General features: G+C 70.7%; 11 protein-coding genes. 5 read left to right on the top strand and 6 right to left on the bottom strand.

The window, feature by feature from the left end; all coding sequences use genetic code 11:
* Positions 1–80: 80 nt before the first annotated feature.
* Positions 81–1,604 (bottom strand): alpha/beta fold hydrolase, encoded by a 1,524-nt coding sequence (locus tag RAN62_RS38640; protein ID WP_305789846.1) that lies wholly within the window; start codon positions 1,602–1,604, stop codon positions 81–83.
* A gap of 187 nt (positions 1,605–1,791) precedes the next feature.
* Between RAN62_RS38640 and RAN62_RS38635 the strand changes: the two genes are divergently transcribed.
* From RAN62_RS38635 to RAN62_RS38620, 4 genes are all read left to right on the top strand, one after another.
* Positions 1,792–2,331, top strand: a complete 540-nt coding sequence (locus RAN62_RS38635) for a DUF5565 family protein (RefSeq protein WP_305789845.1) — start codon at positions 1,792–1,794, stop codon at positions 2,329–2,331.
* Positions 2,332–2,494: 163 nt separating this feature from the next.
* Positions 2,495–4,753, top strand: a complete 2,259-nt coding sequence (locus tag RAN62_RS38630; RefSeq protein ID WP_305789844.1) for a catalase — start codon at positions 2,495–2,497, stop codon at positions 4,751–4,753.
* A gap of 119 nt (positions 4,754–4,872) precedes the next feature.
* Positions 4,873–5,466 (top strand): GNAT family N-acetyltransferase, encoded by a 594-nt coding sequence (locus RAN62_RS38625; protein ID WP_438874603.1) that lies wholly within the window; start codon positions 4,873–4,875, stop codon positions 5,464–5,466.
* Positions 5,467–5,789: 323 nt separating this feature from the next.
* Positions 5,790–6,911, top strand: a complete 1,122-nt coding sequence (locus RAN62_RS38620; protein ID WP_305789843.1) for a DUF6807 family protein — start codon at positions 5,790–5,792, stop codon at positions 6,909–6,911.
* Between the two features lie 453 nt (positions 6,912–7,364).
* Here the strand turns inward: RAN62_RS38620 and RAN62_RS38615 are convergent, their stop codons facing one another.
* From RAN62_RS38615 to RAN62_RS38595, 5 genes are all read right to left on the bottom strand, one after another.
* Complete coding sequence (locus RAN62_RS38615; protein ID WP_305789842.1) at positions 7,365–8,471, bottom strand: Gfo/Idh/MocA family protein; 1,107 nt, start codon at positions 8,469–8,471, stop codon at positions 7,365–7,367.
* Between the two features lie 384 nt (positions 8,472–8,855).
* Positions 8,856–10,415 carry a mannitol dehydrogenase family protein gene (locus RAN62_RS38610; protein WP_305789841.1) on the bottom strand — a complete coding sequence of 520 codons (1,560 nt, stop codon included), beginning with the start codon at positions 10,413–10,415 and terminating at the stop codon, positions 8,856–8,858.
* A complete protein-coding gene (locus RAN62_RS38605) occupies positions 10,412–11,698 on the bottom strand; it encodes an enolase C-terminal domain-like protein (RefSeq protein ID WP_305789840.1) in 1,287 nt (428 codons plus the stop codon). Before RAN62_RS38605 ends, RAN62_RS38610 begins: the two co-directional genes overlap by 4 nt.
* Positions 11,699–12,233: 535 nt before the next feature.
* Positions 12,234–13,700, bottom strand: coding sequence for a glucuronate isomerase (gene uxaC / locus RAN62_RS38600; RefSeq protein WP_305789839.1), 1,467 nt, complete (start codon positions 13,698–13,700; stop codon positions 12,234–12,236).
* Between the two features lie 264 nt (positions 13,701–13,964).
* Positions 13,965–15,254 (bottom strand): Gfo/Idh/MocA family protein, encoded by a 1,290-nt coding sequence (locus tag RAN62_RS38595; protein WP_305789838.1) that lies wholly within the window; start codon positions 15,252–15,254, stop codon positions 13,965–13,967.
* Between the two features lie 326 nt (positions 15,255–15,580).
* Between RAN62_RS38595 and RAN62_RS38590 the strand changes: the two genes are divergently transcribed.
* The gene (locus tag RAN62_RS38590; protein ID WP_305789837.1) at positions 15,581–16,570 is read left to right on the top strand and encodes a LacI family DNA-binding transcriptional regulator; all 990 of its coding nucleotides are present in this window, start codon (positions 15,581–15,583) and stop codon (positions 16,568–16,570) included.
* Positions 16,571–16,605: the final 35 nt, after the last annotated feature.

Here is a 16,605-nt window from a genome sequence, read left to right as displayed (position 1 = left end):
TGGAAGGGGGCCTTCCGCGGGCGCCGGCGGGTGGTTCCGGGGCCGCCGTGGCCGGGGAGAGAGCCGCGGCGGCCTGGGAATCACGGGGCGGGGAACGGGGGCAGGTCCTGGGCGCAGCGAGTGCCGCGCGGGGGGACCTGGCCGGCCAGGAGGTAGCGGGTGTACCAGGTGGTGACGCAGGCGCTGAAGCTGCTGGTGTGGCCGAAGCCGTCCAGGGCCAGGAGGCGGGCGTTGCCCAGCTCGCGGGCCATGTTCTGGGCGAAGCTGTAGCGTGTGGCCGGGTCGTGGGTCGGGTTGACGAGCAGGACCGTCTGGGATGTGCGCTTGTTCCACGGTCCGGCGTAGCGCTCGTTCGTGCGGATCCAGTTGGCGCAGCCGACCTCGCTGAACGCCTCGGCGCGGCCGAAGGTGCGGTGGGCGGATTCGAACCGGTCGGCGATGGCGGGGTAGGCGGCGGGGTTGCGGGGCAGGGGCGCGTCGAGGCAGTTGACGGCCTGGCCCGCGTCGTTGCTGTTGAACGAGTAGTCGCTCGGGGCCCGGGGCGACAGGCCGGCCGGGAGGGCCCGCTTGACGGTTGCGGCCGGGGGAGAGCCGAAGAGCTCGTCATGGAGGGTCCGCAGGTCGGCGGCCGTGGTCGGGAAGGACGCCACGTCGTACATGCTGGAGTAGACGTAGCTGGTGAACAGGTCCAGGTCCACGACGCCGAAGGTGGGTGAGGTGAACGGGCCCCGGCGCAGACGCTCGCGGACGGCGTCGAACTTGCGGCGGGCATGGCCGGCGAGGGCGCAGTTCGGGCCCGCCCTGTCGCAGGCGGCGAGGAAGCCCTTGAGCGCGATCTCGAAGCCACCGGCGCGGTCGAACTTGTTCGCCAGGCGGCGGTTCGTGCGCTGGGCCGGATCCACGTTGCCGTCGAGGATGACAGCGCGTACGCGGTTCGGGTACAGGTTGACGTACGTGGCGCCGATCAGAGTGCCGTAGGAGTATCCGATGTAGCTCAGCTTGGCGTCGCCGACGGCGGCGCGCAGCTGGTCGAGGTCCTTGGCGACGTTGAGCGTACTCATGTGGGCCAGGAGGGGGCCCGCGTTGCGCTTGCAGGCCTCGGTGTACCGGTAGTTGGCCTGGAGGGTGTCGCGGATCTGCTGTTTGGTGATCGGTACGAGCGCGATCCGGGCGATCAGGGCCTCGGCCTCCGCGTCGGTGGCGAAGCACTGCAGCGGATCGCTCGCGCCGATGCCGCGCGGGTCGAATCCGACGAGGTCGAAGCGGGCTCGGACCTCCGGGGCGACGATCTCGGCGGCCGCCGTCACCAGGCCGCGGCCGGGGCCGCCCGGCCCGCCCGGGTTGACGAAGATCGTGCCCAGGCGCCGGGCCGGATCGTCGGCGGGACGGCGGGCCAGGGCGATCGTCGTGGTCGCGCCGCGCGGCTTGTCGTAGTCCAGGGGCACTTCCCGGGTCGCGCACTGATAGCCGGCCAGGTCCTCCTCCGCGCAGGGGGCCCAGGCAAGGCTCGGCGCGGCGGCGGACGAGGGGGTCGGGAGCAGGGCGGCGGACACGGCGGCCACGAGCGCGGCGGCGAGCAGGCGCCGGGGCGAGGAACGGGACATGACGGAATCCCTCCGGTCGATGGACGAACCGGTCGCCAGCGTGACACCAATCGATGGACGACATTGTCCGAGATCCGATCAGGACGACTTCCGAGCTGGGAGAGGTTCGGCAGAACCAGGTCCGAGCGGGAAAGAGAGCCGGGCCCGGCGTACGAAATCGGGTTGTCGGCGTTGAGAGCATGGACGCATGAAGAAGATCCCCACGCTGTTCCGGCGCGACCCGGAGGACCGCAAGCGACTCCTGCGCGATGTGCATCCCGACTGTGAGTGGGTGCTTGCCGGCGAGGGCGTTCCGACCCGGAAGTACGACGGGACGTGCGTGCTGCTCGACGAGGACGGCAGCTGGTGGGCACGGCGCGAGGTGCGGCCCGGGCGACAGCGGCCGCCCGGCTACCGGCCGGTGATGACCGACGAGGCGACGGGCAAGACGGTGGGGTGGGAGCCGATCGGGCAGTCGGCCTACGCCCGGTACTTGGCGGAGGCGCTCGCGTCGTCGGCGGTGGGCGCGCCGGGGACGTACGAGCTGGTGGGGCCCAAGGTCAACGGCAACCCGGAGGGTACGGACGGCCACGTGCTCGTGGCGCACGCCGACGCGGAACGGCTCGATGCGCCCCGCGACTTCGACGGGCTGCGCGCGTGGCTGCTGGCCCATCCGGCGTACGAGGGAATTGTCTGGCATCACCCGGACGGTCGCCGCGCCAAGCTGAAGCATCGCGACGTCGCGTGACGGCCTATCCATTTCGCGCAGGGCCGGGGTGCGCGCCGGGGCCTGAGTAGGCCAGAGATCTGGAAGCGATCCAGAAAACGCAGCCACTTATTGTGTCCGTTTGGTTACTCAATGCGCGGGTATGGCTTGCGCACCCAGACGGTCAACGAAGGATGCGGTGCAGATGGATGCCAGCAAGCCTGCCCGAGTGGTGAAGGATGCCGTGGAGCATGCCACGGCGAAGGTGGCCGACGCGTTGACGAACGACATCCCCGGCAAGCCGGGCAGCGCGCCGGCGACGCTCGAAGAGCCGACCACGCCGGTGGACCCGCTTCCGCCGAAAAGCGAACAAGGCACGCCCGAGACCGTGACGCCGACCGGTGCGCACACCGGGGTGCCGCCGACGGCCAAGGGACAGCAGGGTGCGTACCTAACGACGGCGACCGGCACGCGACTGCGTGACACGGACCACTCGCTGAAGGCCGGCCCGCGCGGCCCGATCCTGCTGCAGGATCACCACTTCCGCGAGAAGATCACGCACTTCGACCACGAGCGGATCCCGGAGCGGGTCGTGCACGCGCGCGGCGCCGGGGCGCACGGCACGTTCACCGGGTACGGGACGGCCGAGGGCGTCACGAAGGCCGGGTTCCTGGCGAAGGGCAAGGAGACCCCGGTCTTCGTACGCTTCAGCACGGTCCTGGGCTCCCGGGGCTCGGCCGACACGGTCCGGGACACGCGCGGCTTCGCGACGAAGTTCTACACCGACGAGGGCAACTTCGACCTGGTCGGCAACAACATCCCGGTGTTCTTCATCCAGGACGCGATCAAGTTCCCGGACATCATCCACGCGGGCAAGCCGCACCCGGACCGCGAGATTCCGCAGGCGCAGAGCGCGCACGACACGTTCTGGGACTTCGTGTCGCTGCACACCGAGGCGCAGCACCACACGATCTGGAACATGTCCGATCGCGGCATCCCCCGCTCGTACCGGACGATGGAGGGTTTCGGGGTCCACACCTTCCGCGTGATCAACGCGGCGGGGGAGACCGCCCTCGTCAAGTTCCACTGGAAGCCGAAGCTGGGCGTGCACTCCCTGGACTGGGAGGAGGCGCAGCTGATCGCGGGCATCGACCCCGACTTCCACCGCCGTGACCTGTACGACGCCATCGAGGCCGGCGCGTTCCCGGAGTGGGAGCTCGGGATCCAGGTGTTCCCGGACACGCCCGAGGAGACGTTCGCCGGGATCGACCTGCTCGACCCGACGAAGATCGTGCCCGAGGAGCTCGCCCCGGTGCAGGCGGTCGGCAAGATGGTGCTGAACCGGACGCCCACCAACTTCTTCGCCGAGACCGAGCAGGTCGCGTTCCACCTCGGCCACATGCCGCCCGGCATCGACCACACGAACGACCCGCTGCTGCAGGGGCGCCTCTTCTCGTACGTGGACACGCAGCTGAGCCGGCTCGGCGGCCCGAACTACAACCAGATCCCGATCAACCGGCCGCACGCCGACGTCAACGACATGCTGCGTGACGGCTTCCACCAGCACGCCGTGCACGCGGGTGTGGCGCCCTACCGGCCGAACTCGCTCGACGGCGGCAACCCGTTCACCGCTCCCGACGACGAGGCGTTCGTCGACGTTCCGGTCGTGGTGGCCGAGGCGCCCAAGGTCCGGGCCAACCCGGCGTCGTTCGACGACCACTACAGCCAGGTACGTCTCTTCTGGGCGAGCATGACGCCGGTGGAGAAGGAGCACATCGTCCGGGCGTACACGTTCGAGCTGGGCAAGTGCTACGAGCAGGCCATCAAGGAGCGTCAGCTGCTGGCGCTCGCGAACATCGACCCGGTGCTCTGCGAGCAGGTCGCCACCGGGCTGGGCCTGCCCGCGCCCGAGCCGACCGTCCCGCTGGCCGAGGTCACCCCGAGCCCGGCGTTGTCGCAGGTCGGCGGCGTCTACCCGCCCGACGGCCGCATGATCGGCATCGTGGTCGACGCGGACGGCGACCTCGACGGCGTGCACGCCGTCCGGCGCGAGATCTTCAGCGCGGGAATGGTCCCGCTGATCATCGCCGCGCACGGTGGCATGGTGGGAGACCTGGCTGTCCAGCGTACGTTCGCCACCGCGCGATCGGTCGAGTTCGACGCGATCCTCGTGGCCGGCGCGCCGCTGCCCGCCCCCGACGCCCTGCCCGCGCGCGACGCCAAGGCCGGCGCCGCCACCACCCCGGGCGTGGACCCGCGCGTGGCCCTGCTCGTCGAGGAGGCCTGGCGCCACGCGAAGGCGATCGGCGCGTGGGGCGCGGGCACCGCGGTGCTCGAGCAGGCGGGCCTGGCCGGCACGCCGGGCGTCGTGACCGCCGATTCCGGTACGGCCGCCCTCACCGAGCTGTCGGCGCTGCTCGGGAAGCACCGGGTGTGGGAGCGGTTCCCGGCCACGGTGGCCTGAGCCTGTCGGATCCTTCGCTGCCCCCGCTTCCGGCGGGGGCAGCGCTGTTTCTTGTACTCACCACTGCCCGGCCTTTATTGTGCTCGCCATCGCCCGGCCCGCTGGGGCATCGTGGGGGCGTGGCCATCACTCAGCCTGTTCTGCACACCGAGCGTCTGGTGCTCGAACCCCTGGCCGACCGCCACTTCGACCGCGAGGTGGAGCTGGACTCCGACCGGGAAGTGTTGCGCTACCTGTACGCCCGGGCGCGTACACGGGACGAGATCAAGGCCGCCCACGAGCGGCGGCTGGCGGCGGCCGACGACGCGGGGCTCGGGTTCTGGGCGGCTTTCACGGAGCCGGGAGACTTCGTCGGACTCATGATGCTGCCGGCCTGGCACGAGCAGACCGCGGGTACGGGTCCGGAGCGGCGCATCGTGTCCCGGGAGGCGGAGCTGGGCTACCGGCTCGCGCGGCGGCACTGGCGGCGGGGGCTGGCGACCGAGGCGTCCCGGGCATTGCTCACGCACGGCTTCGGTACGGCGGGAGTGAGTCGCGTGGTCGCGCAGACGATGGCGGTGAATTCGGGGTCGCGCGGGGTGATGGAGGCGCTGGGGATGCGGCAGGTGCGGACGTTCTTCCCGGAGTGGGAGGATCCGTTGCCGGGGTCCGAGGCGGGCGAGGTCGAGTACGAGCTGACCCGCGAGATGTGGGAGCGGCGCGCGGCCGGTTGATTCCGTTCGTTGCCGGGCTGGTCGTTGCCGGGTTGGTCGTTGCCGGGCTGGTCGTTGCCGGGCTGGGCGCTGCCGGGTTGCGCGCTGCCCGGCTGGGCGCTGCTGGGCTGGGCGCTGCCGGGCTGGGCGCTGCAAACATCCTGCACGTTCTCACGCCTTCACATCGGCGCCGGTCCATGTTGTGCTGGGAACACTTGCTCAAGATTGTTCTGTGAGCGCTTGCCTGAGGCTGTTCTGAGATCGCTTGCTCGAGGTTCTCCGAGAGCGCTGGCACAGGGTAGAACGGGCGCTGCGCTCGGTACGACGACTCGGCGGGATGGTCCTTGTCTACCTTCGACGTAAGTAATACACCGGTCGCGACTTACGTCATCGCGCCGCAGCTCGACATCCGCCTCGGCCCCCGCCCGTACCTCCATCCGGTCACAACCCTGAGCGGCACCACCGTGACCGATGCGCTCTGCCAGGACCATCCGTGGCACCTGGGGGCGTCGCTCGCGCTGCAGGACGTCAACGGGATCAACTTCTGGGGCGGCCGCACTTACGTCCGCGACCAGGGCTACACCTGGCTGGACGACCACGGCCGCATCGTGCCGGTCACGTCTCCGCCCGATGGCGCCGGTGTCTCCGCGTCGTCAGCTTCCAGCGCTTCTTCCGCTTCCGGCGTCGGGACCGTCGCCGCTTCCGGGGCCGTCGCCGCTGCTCCATCCGGCGGGGCTGCCACCTCGTCGGCTTCCGGCGCTGGGGTCGGCGCTTTCCCTTCGGGCGAGGCTGCCACCTCGTCGGCTTCCAGTGCTGGGGTCGGCGCTTCCCCCTCGGGCGGGGTTGCTGCTTCGTCGGCTGCCGGCGTCGGAGCCGGCGCTACCCCCTCCGGCGGCGCTCCTCCCTCCGGCGGCGCTTCTCCCTCCGGTGGCACGTCGATCGACGGCGCGCATGTCTTCGCCTGGCAGGACGAGCGCGGAACGACCCTCCTCACCGAGCGCCGCGAGCTCAGCGCTGACCTCGCGCCGGGCGGCTGGCAGCTGACTTTGCGGTACGCCTTGAGCGCCCCGGCTACGCAAGCGGTCACCTTGGGCAGTCCCGCCACGAACGGTCGCCCGGGCGGCGCGGGTTACGGCGGCTTCTTCTGGCGGGCCGCCCCCGTCCCCGTCTCCGGCGAAACGCTCACTTTCACGCAGTCCCGCATGGGCGAACACGCAGTCAACGGCAGCGCCGAGCCGTGGCTGGCCCTGCGCGCCGGAGACGCCTACACGCTGGTCTTCCGGGGCCTGCGCGACAACGATCGCTGGTTCGTCCGCACCGCCGACTACCCGGGCGTCTGCGCGGCCCTCGCCTTCGACCGGCCCTTGACCCTCCCGCCCGGCGCCGCCCTCGAACGCGAGATCAAGGTCCTCATCAGCGACGACGCCACCCTCGAGCCCGACGACATCGCCAAGCTCATCGCCTAGCGTCCGGGCCGAGTGCCAGCCGCGCAGGATCGCGCGATGCAGCTCAGTCAGCTCCGGCCCCCGTCGACCGCCAGCTCTGGCTCGCGTCGACTTCCACCTCTGGCTCGCGTTGACTTTCAGCGCTGGCTCGCGTCGACTTCCAGCTCTGGCTCGCGTTGACTTTCAGCGCTGGCTCGCGTCGACTTCCAGCTCTGGCTCGCGTCGACTCCCGGCTTCGGCTCGCTTCGACTTCCCCCTCTGACTCGCGTCGATTCCCAGCTTTGGCCCGCGTCGATTTCCAGCTTCGGTCCTGGACCGACGCCCAGCTTCGGCGGGCAGCTCACCACGCCGGATGCGGAACTACTGGGGGACCGGGGGTGGCAGCGGCCGCGCCTAAGTCGCTGCGCGGAGCTGGTGGCGGTGCTTGAGTCGGGGGCTCGGCGGCTGGTGTCTTCGCGGCTGGTGTCGCCGGGTTCAGCGGGGCGGCGTTCGCGCCTCGGCCGGTGTGGCCCAGGGGACGCCCAGCTCCGAGGGGAGTGAGCCCGTCTCGGCCACCTGCCGCAGAAGCTCGTTGATGCCGGTGATGATTCTCGTGCCGGCTCGGTTCTCGACGTACGGCGACGCGAGAAGGGTGGGCGGCGCCAGGTCCGGGGCGGTGATGGTCTGCAACACGGCGGTGAAGATCGCGGTGCGGTCCAGCGGCGCGATGAGGGGCGCGCCCGTGGTGCGGTGCGCGATCAGGTTCTCCAGCAGTCCGGTGCGGTCCGAGGGGTCGGCGGGGTCGGAGGCGGGCAGGGTGAGGCGGTCGGTCGGGTACTCCAGCACGGCCCGCCCGGCCGGGCTGTCGACCACGATGTCGCCGGCGATGAAGTCCTCGCCGGCCAGGGTGACTGCTGCGATCAAACGAACATTGCTCGGATAGGTCAAACGCGCAAAGGCCGTGTCGTCCGCCTCGATGGGACGCGTCCGGTAGCGCTCGATCTCCAGCGTCGCCCACTCACCGGCTCCGGCGGCGCGCGCGGTTTCCAGTGCTTGCATGAGTGCGTGGGCGAGCGGGTTGACCAGCACGCCGTCGATCACCGGCCGGCCGTCGACCTGCCGCCGACCGGCCCATGGCGCCCGGGCGTAATAAGCGTCGTCGCGCTGCCAGGACGCCACTGCCGCAATGCTCGTGACCTTGTCGGAGGCGACGAAGTCCCACAGCCGGGCGGCCGCGTGTGATCCGAGGGCTTGGAAGCCGACCTGGCACGCGCGGCCGGTCTCCGCGATCACGGCCGCCAGGCGACGGTGCTCGGCCAGCGTGCGTACCGGTGGCTTCTCCAGCAGAACGTCGGCCCCCGCCCGCAGGACGTCTTCCGCGATCGCCAGGTGCGTGTGCGGCGGCGTGCAGATCACAACCACGTCGGGCCGCGTCTGCGTCAGCAAATCCCGATGATCGCGGAACACCCGGGCGCCCTGCGGATCCCCCTCCACCGGCTGCGGATCCGCCAGACCCACCAGGTGTACGCCCCCCAGCCCCGCGATGACCCGCCGATGATGCTGCCCGTGCCCGTTCGCCCCGATGAGCGCCACGCGTGTCATACGTTCAGACCTTCCGTCGTCCGATGAAGGCTCGACGCCTCCCGAATGTCGAGCGCGGGCACGCTGCCTCACCGCGCGCCTGCTTCGCGCGCGGCGCTCCCGCGTGCTTGCCTCGCGGACGGCGTCGATCAGAAGCAGCGGCGCCGGTGCACTTGCCGCGATGGCAGGGTTGGGCGGCAGCTGATGGAGGCGGCCGTACCTGTGTGGTTGCCGGTTGCCCGCAACGGTCGGGTCGTGGCCCGCACCGGCGCGATGGCAGGTCGGATGGAGCTCGGATGAGGGGGCGGGGTGGTCACTGAGCGCCTGCCATGGTGGTGGTCGCTGGGCACCTGCCATGGTGGTGGTCACTGGTCACTGGTCACTGGGCGCCTGCCATGGTGGTCGTCACTGGGCGCCTGCCACGGTGGCGGCGGCGCCGTGCTTGTCGAGGAAGGTGAGCCACTTGGTGATTCCGGTGCGTACGGTGGCGTCCTCGGCGAGGGATGGCGGGAAGATCTCGTGGATCCGGAGGAGGGCGTCGGTGATCCCTTCCGGTCCTGGAGAGGCGCCGGCGAGCTGGGCGCGGATCCGATCGGCCAAGGGATCGTTGAGGGGCAGGTCGCGGCCGTCGTCGGTGCGGCCCTGTACGAAGCGCATCCAGGCGGCGACGGCCAGGAGGGCCCAGTGGGGGTCGGCTCCGGCGGCGCGGCGGTCGCCGATCGTGTGCAGGATGCGCTGGGGCAGCTTCTGGGAACCGTCCATGGCAACCTGCACGGTTCGATAAACGACCGCGGGGTTGGCGAAACGCTCAAGCACGGATGCGCCATAGGCCGGCACCGTCACGCCGTCCGGGGGTGCCAGCGTCGGGGCGATGTCGTCGGCGATCAGGCGCTTCAGCAGGGTACGCATGCCCGGCAGCTCCAGCGCCTCCGCGATGGTCTCGCAGCCGGCCAGTGCGCCGAGATACGCCAGCGCGGAGTGCACGCCGTTGAGCGTTCGCAACTTGAGGCGTTCCCAGGGCTGGGCGTCGCCGGTCAGCACCACGCCCGCCTGTTCCCATGCCGGGCGACCGCCGGGGAAGTCGTCCTCGATGACCCATTGCCGGTACGGTTCGCCGGCCACTGCGGCCAGGTCGTCGGCCCCGAGTGCCGCAGCCGCCGTGGCCAGAGTGTCCGGGGTCGTGGCGGGCACGATGCGGTCGACCATCGAGCCGGGGAAACCGACCGAGGCGGCCACCCATTCGCGCAGTCCGGGCACTTGCTCACTGAGCGTTTCGATCACTCCGCGGAGCCAGCGGCCGTTCGACGGGAGGTTGTCGCAACTCAGCAGGGTGATCGGTCCCGCATCCGCCCGGCGCCGTGCCTCCAGGGCCCGGACGAGCAGTACGGGCATCGCTGCCGTGGGCGCGTACCCCTTCTCGGTGATCGTCAGCGTGACCACCCGGACGCCGGGGCTTGCGAGCAGCGCGACCACTTCGTCACCCGCTGACGGAGCGTGCAGAACGCCGGTGAGCGAACCGACAACTCGCGTCAGCCCGGAGCCTCCGGAATCGGCACCCGAGGAGGAAGGAACCGAGGTAGATGACGCCGAGGAGCGCGACAACGAGGACGGCGGAGACGTGGGAGAAGAATGCCCCGCGGCGCCCGGCGACAGCGTCGTCACGCTGAACAGGCCGTCCTGCGCGCGCAAGGTGTCGGCAACCCCGGTCGAGTGCGGCGCCACCACGGTGATGCCCCAGTCGCCGCCCGCTGCCGCTATCGCTTCCTCGGTGTAGACGGCCTGGTGGGCTCGGAAGAACGCCCCGGGCCCGAGATGCACGATTCCGGTCCTCAGGTCGCGCGCGTCGATGAGCGGTTTGCTCGCCGGCGACAAGGAGTCCAGCACGCCGAAGCCGAGGCGGCGGGGGCCGAGGTTGCCGGCGCGGCGGGTGTTGGCGTCCAAGGAACCCCACTTCTCCGTGCTCATCGCCACACCGGCCCGTCGGGGAAGCGGAACTCCGCGATCGACGCGGGCCGCATTGTCGCGCTGTAACCGGGCTGCTCGGGCAGCACGTAACGGCCGTTGCGCGTACGCACAGGGTCGGTGAAGTGTTCGTGCAGATGGTCCACGTACTCCACCATGCGCCCGTCGAGGCTCGTGCCCACGCGCAGGTAGTCGAAGGCGAACAGATGTTGCACGAGTTCGCACAAACCGACACCGCCGGCGTGCGGGCACACCGGGACGCCGTACTTGGCCGCCAGCAGCAGCTCCGCGAGTACCTCCGGCACGCCGCCCACGCGGCACGCGTCGATCTGCACCACACGTACGGCGTCGGCCTGCAGCAGTTGCTTGAAGATGACGCGGTTCGCGGCCACCTCGCCCGTGGCCACCCGGATCGGCGCGACCGCCTGCTGGACCCGGGCGTGCCCGAGGACGTCGTCGGGGTGCGTCGGCTCCTCGATCCAGTACGGGTCCGCGACCGCGAGCTCCGCCATCCGATCGATCGCCTCGCCGACGTCCCACACCTGGTTGGCGTCCATCATGAGCAGCGCGTCCGGCCCGATCTCGGCGCGGATGATCTGCGCGCGGCGCACATCGGCGGCCGGCTCCCCGCCCACCTTCATCTTGACCGCGCGCCAGCCCTCGGCCCGGGCCGCGCGCGCGAGGTCGCGCACCTTCTCGTCGGGATAACCGAGCCAACCCACACTCGTCGTGTACGACGGCAGCCCTTCGCGAGCGAGTACGGCGCGACGATCGTCCTGTCCGACCAGCCCCTTGTCCAGGATCGCCGCCGCGTCCGCCGGGGTGAGCGCGTCGCTGATGTGATGGAAGTCGATGCTCGCCACGAGCTTCTCCGTGGGCAGTTCGCTCAGGAAACGCCACATCGGCTTGTCCGCGGACTTCGCGTGCAGGTCCCACACGGCGTTGACGAGCGCGCCGGTCGCCATGTGGATGACGCCTTTCTCAGGGCCGAGCCAGCGCAACTGAACATCCTGACTGAGCGAACGCGCAAACCCCGCCGGGTCGGCCCACAGCTCCTCGAGCGTCCGCCCCTCGACGTGATGCGCCAGCGCCCGCACGGCCGCGCAGGTCAGCTCGTTGCCCCGCCCGTTCGTGAAGGTGAAGCCCGCCCCGGTCAGCGACGTGTCGGTCCGCAACTCGACGTAGGTCGCCGAGTAGTCGCCCCGGTTGATCGCATCCGACCCGTCCCCGCGCGCCGCCGTAGGGAAACGAACATCATGCACGTCCACGCCGACAATCCGCGTCATCACGCGACCTCCTGTGCTTCGGCCGAAGAAAGCGAGTTCCCGTCGGGATGCGGTGCCGCGGTGCGCGAATGCACGCTCGCGCCGGTGCCTGGTGCTGCGGTGCGCGAGTGCGCATCGGCGCCGGATCGTGGTGCCGTGGTGGGCGGGTGCACGCTCGCGCCGGTGCCTGGTGCTGCGGTGCGCGAGTGCGCGTCGGCGTTGGGGTGCGGTACCGCGGTGCGCGAGTGCGCATCTGCGCCAGGGTGCGGTGCTGGGGTGGGAGACTGCGCGCTCGCGCCGGGTCGTGGTGCTGCGGTGCGCGAGTGCACGTCTGCTCCAGGTTGCGGTGCTGCGGCGAGTGGGCGCGTGTCCGTCGCGCGGTTTCGGTTCAGCGCGCGGCTTCCCGTGGCGCGGTGGGTGGTTGCGCGTTCGCGGCCGGTTGTAGGGCTGCAATGAGCGAATGCGTTGTCGCGCTGGGCTGCGGTGGGCGAGTGCGCGTTTGCGCCGGGTCGTGGTGCTGCGGTGGGGCGGGTGCGTGCTTGCGGCGAGGTTCGGGTCATTGCGGGGCCTCGTCACGCGGGGTGGGGGAAGCGGCGGTGGTGGGGGCACTGGGCGGGGAGTCGAGGCGGAAGATCTTCTTGGGGAGGTGGTAGGCGAGGTCGGCGATGGTCTCGGCGGCTTCGTCGTAGGGGAGGCGGTCCTGGGCCACGAGGGAGGCCAGGTAGGCGGCGTCGGAGCGGCGGGCTATGTCGTGGCGGACGGGGATGGAGCAGAATGCTCTTGTGTCGTCGACGAAGCCGGCCGTGTTGTAGAAGCCGGCGCTGTCGGTCACAGACTCGCGGAAGCGGCGCAGGCCGTCCGGGGTGTCGAGGAACCACCACGGCGCGCCCAGGTAGAGAGCCGCGTAGCCGCCTGCCAGCGGGGCCAGTTCCCGGCTGTACGTGTGCTCGTCCAGCGTGTAGACCACGATCCGCAGCCGGGGGTCGTTTCCGTGTTCCTCCAGCAGCGGCCGGAGGGCGTGGACGTAGTCGGTGGCCTGCGGGATGTCGCCGCCCACGTCGCGGCCGTGGGTCTCGTGGAGCCAGCGGTTGTGGTTGCGGACCGCGCCCGGGTGTAGCTGGAGGACCAGGCCGTCGTCGAGGGACATGCGGGTGAACTCGAGCAGCATGTGCGCTCGGAACAGCTCCGCGTCCGCCGGTGAGGCCGTGCCGCGGAGTGCGCGTTCGAACAGGGCTTGGACGTCTGTTTTGCTCAAACGCTCGGTACGGGCGGTGAGGTGCCCGTGGTCGGACGATGTCGCGCCCGCTTCGATGAACGCCGCTCGGCGGGCGCGCAACGCATCGAGGTAGCCGGTGAACGTCGTCGTGTCCGAGCCGGTCAGCTCGCCGAGCCGCGCGATCTTGGACGCCCAGCCGTCGAACTCGATGTCCACCACCTCGTCCGGCCGGAACGTGGTGATCACCCGGCCGCCCGGGCCGCCCCAGCCGTCGGCGGCCAGCTTGGCGTGGCGGGACAGGTCGTCGAGCGGCGACTCGGTGGTGGCCAGCACCTCGATGGTGAACCGCTCGAACAGGGCGCGGGGGCGGAACGCCGGCTCGGCCAGGCGCTCGGCGATCGCGTCGTAGAGCAGGTCGGCCGTCTTGGCGCTCAGCGGCGTGTCGATGCCGAACACGCGCGTGAACGTCTGCTCGAGCCAGAGGCGCGACGGCGTGCCGCGGAAGAGGTGCCAGTTCTGGGCGAGCAGGCGCCAGATCGTGCGGCCGTCGGTCTCCACCGGGCTGCCGTCGCGCGTGGGCACGCCGAGGCGCGCCGGCGGGATGCCCTGGCTGAGCAGCATCCGGGTGACGTAATGATCGGGTACGACCAGCAGGTGCGCCGGATCGGGGAACGGCTCGTCGCCGGCGAGCAGGCCGGGGTCGACGTGCCCGTGCGGGCAGATCAGCGGCAGGTCGCGGACGAGCGCGTGCAGCTCGACGGCGATGTCCCGCTGCCGGGCGTCGGTGGCGAAGACAGGATCGGGCACGGTCACCTCGAAAGCAGTCGGTCACAAAACGAGCAGACGAACACGAGCAAACGAGCAGAACGCTCAGCAACGCACGGAGAAGACAACAAGCGAAGAGACAGGGGGCGAAGAGAGCGGCGAAGGGACGAGGGGCGGCGAACAAAGAGGGCGGCAGAAGGGAGAGCGGGCGGCAGAAGGGAGAGCGGGCGGCAGAAGGGAGAGCGGGCGGCAGAGGCAGGACGGGAGGCGAAGGGAGGAGGCGGCGAAGAGGCGTAGGGGCGGGGGCTAGAAGAGGGCGAGGTCTTTGACGGCGACGGGCGCGCCGGTGCGCAGGGATTCGTTGGCGGCGAGGCCGGTGGCCAGGGCGAGGGCGCCGTCGCGGGCGGTCGCGGACCGGGCGAGAGGATCGGTTGCGGTGCCGAGGAGGACGGCGGTCATGCGCTCGTCGGCGCCTCCGTGCCCGCCGCGCGGTGACGAGGGGAGATCGATCTCGCGGGCGGGCTCCCAGAAGGGGTGCAGGGTGAGGCGGCGGTGGCCGTGCTCCGGGTTCTCGGTCATGCCGTGCACCGCGGCACCCTTGAGGGAGCCGGCGGCGGACGGGCTGACGTGGTCGTTCTCGACGACTTCGAGTTCCAGGCGCCCCCGGCTCCCGTTGACCATGAGTCGATAGCCCTCCCACGGCGAGTACGCGGTCAGGTGGTACGTCATCGTCGCGCCCGTGTCGTAGCGGACCAGCACCGCCATGTCGTCCTCGATGGTCACGCCCGGCGCGAAGACGTTCTGGTCGCGGTGGTAGCCGTCGAGTTGCTCGGCGTCGAGGTAGAGCGAACGGAGCCGGGGATTGTCCGCGAGGTGCAGGGCGAACGGGTCGTCCGTGGCGGCCGGGCTGCCGTGGACGCGGTCGTACTCCCGGGCGTACCCGTGGCGCTTGCCGTTCTCGCCGTAGAAGAAGAGCTTGCCGGAGGCGTAGACCTCGGCCGGGGCCGTGCCGAGCCACCAGTTGACCAGGTCGAAGTGGTGGCCCGCCTTGTGCACGAGCAGGCCGCCGGAGTTGGCCTTGTCGCGGTGCCAGCGGCGGAAGTAGTCGGCGCCGTGCCGGACGTCGAGCAGCCACTCGAAGTGCACCGACCCGATCTCACCGACCGCGCCCTCGGCGAGCAGCATCCGTACGCGTTCGTGCACCGGGTTGAAGCGATAGTTGAACGCTACGGACACCTGCCGCCCTGTCCGCGCGATGGCGTCGAGGATGGCGCGGCAGCCGGCAGCGTCGGTGGTCATCGGCTTCTCGGTGATGACGTCGCAGCCGGCCTCGAGCGCGGTGACGATGTGCCCGGCGTGCGTGGCGTCGACGCTCGTCACGATGAGGACGTCGGCGCGCTCACGGGCGAGCATCGTCGCCAGGTCACCGGCCGCGTAGGTGGGCACGGGCGCCGGCAGCCAGCCGTTGTGGACGGCCATGCGGTGCTCGTTCGTGTCGCAGAAGGCGACCAGCTGAGCGGCCGGCGACGCGGTGATCGCCTGGACGAACATCTCGGCGCGAGCCCCGGTTCCCACCAGAGCGAAGCGTCGGTTCATGTGAACCCCCGAAGCTACAAACGTTTGCAAGGAAACTAGGCACGTCAATGTCTGCCCGTCAACGGACCGTGCCGCTATGTCCGCTTCTGACCGGCTGCGTCACCACATTGGTCCCGGCCCGGTCACCCATTCGCAACAAACAACCATTGACACGGCTGCAACCGCTTGCATTAATGGGCCAACGCAGTGACGCACGCCACTGTATGGGATCGCTCCCACGAAACGGAAGCAACCCCGGAACACGAAGCGGAACCAACCCCGGAAATTGATCAAGAAAGCCCGGGGAAACACCGGTAATCGATCATGAAAGCGAAGGAGGCGCCCGCATGCCGGCCACGATTCGCGACGTCGCCCGCGCCTCCGGCGTGCACATCTCCACGGTCTCCCGCACGTTCTCCGCCCCGCACCTGGTCAACGTGGAGACCCGCACCCGGGTGCTGGCCTGCGCCGAGCAGCTCGGCTACCGCCCCAACCGGGCGGCCCGCGCGCTCATCACCGGCCGCACCTGCAACATCGGCCTGATCGTGGCGGACATCGCCAACCCGTTCTTCCCGCCGCTGATCAAGGCGGCGGAGAGCCAGGCCCGCAAGCACGACCACCACATCTTCGTGGCCGACACCAACGAGGACGCGATCGCCGAGGAGGAGCTGGTCCGGGCCCTGGCCAAACAGGTCGACGGGGTGCTGCTGTGCAGCCCCCGGATGAGCAACAGCCTGATCGAGCAGCTCAGCCGCGAGGTGCCGCTGGTCGTGGTCAACCGGCAGATCACCGGGCTGCCCGCCGTGGTCATGGACGTGGCCCAGGGCGCGCGGCTGGCGATCGAGCACCTGACCGGGCTGGGGCACCGGTCGATCGCGCTCGCGGCGGGGCCCCGGGGGTCGTGGACGAGCAAGGAGATCCGCCGCTCGGCCGCGGCTGCCGCCCGTACGGCGGGAGCTGATCTGCTCGTCACCGGCCCGAACGCGCCCACCGAGGACGGGGGGCTCGCCGCGGCCGACGCCGTCGCCAAGGCGGGTGTCACCGCGGTGCTCGCCTACAACGACCTGATGGCCCTGGGCCTGATCGAGGGCCTGCACGGCCGGGGCCTGCGGGTGCCCCGCGACGTCAGCGTGGCCGGCATCGACGACATCGCGCTGAGCCGCCTCACCCGCCCCAAGCTGACCACGGTGGCGACGCCCACCGCCGCCGCCGGCAGGGCGGCCGTCGACATGCTGCTCGCGTACGGCGACGACCGCCGCACCACCGCACTGATCAATCTGCAGACCGAGCTGGTGGTGCGCGAATCCACGAGCACGGTTCCCGAGAAAGCCTTGTGACGACTGGAGTGCCATGTTGCGCACACAACTCCGGC

The organism is Symbioplanes lichenis, assembly GCF_030709675.1.
In the GTDB taxonomy this organism is placed as follows: domain Bacteria; phylum Actinomycetota; class Actinomycetes; order Mycobacteriales; family Micromonosporaceae; genus Actinoplanes; species Actinoplanes lichenis.
The sequence above is the reverse complement of the archived record's forward strand: the minus strand, read 5'-3'. Positions and strand labels throughout refer to the sequence as shown.

What these genes read in the sequence shown, in the direction of transcription:
- RAN62_RS38635 (WP_305789845.1), top strand. Translation starts at nt 1,792, where the DNA reads ATGAAGAAGATCCCCACGCTGTTCCGGCGCGACCCGGAGGACCGCAAG.
- RAN62_RS38590 (WP_305789837.1), top strand. Translation starts at nt 15,581, where the DNA reads ATGCCGGCCACGATTCGCGACGTCGCCCGCGCCTCCGGCGTGCACATC.
- RAN62_RS38615 (WP_305789842.1), bottom strand. Translation starts at nt 8,471, where the DNA reads ATGACACGCGTGGCGCTCATCGGGGCGAACGGGCACGGGCAGCATCAT.
- RAN62_RS38605 (WP_305789840.1), bottom strand. Translation starts at nt 11,698, where the DNA reads ATGACGCGGATTGTCGGCGTGGACGTGCATGATGTTCGTTTCCCTACG.
- RAN62_RS38610 (WP_305789841.1), bottom strand. Translation starts at nt 10,415, where the DNA reads ATGAGCACGGAGAAGTGGGGTTCCTTGGACGCCAACACCCGCCGCGCC.
- RAN62_RS38595 (WP_305789838.1), bottom strand. Translation starts at nt 15,254, where the DNA reads ATGAACCGACGCTTCGCTCTGGTGGGAACCGGGGCTCGCGCCGAGATG.
- RAN62_RS38630 (WP_305789844.1), top strand. Translation starts at nt 2,495, where the DNA reads ATGGATGCCAGCAAGCCTGCCCGAGTGGTGAAGGATGCCGTGGAGCAT.
- RAN62_RS38640 (WP_305789846.1), bottom strand. Translation starts at nt 1,604, where the DNA reads ATGTCCCGTTCCTCGCCCCGGCGCCTGCTCGCCGCCGCGCTCGTGGCC.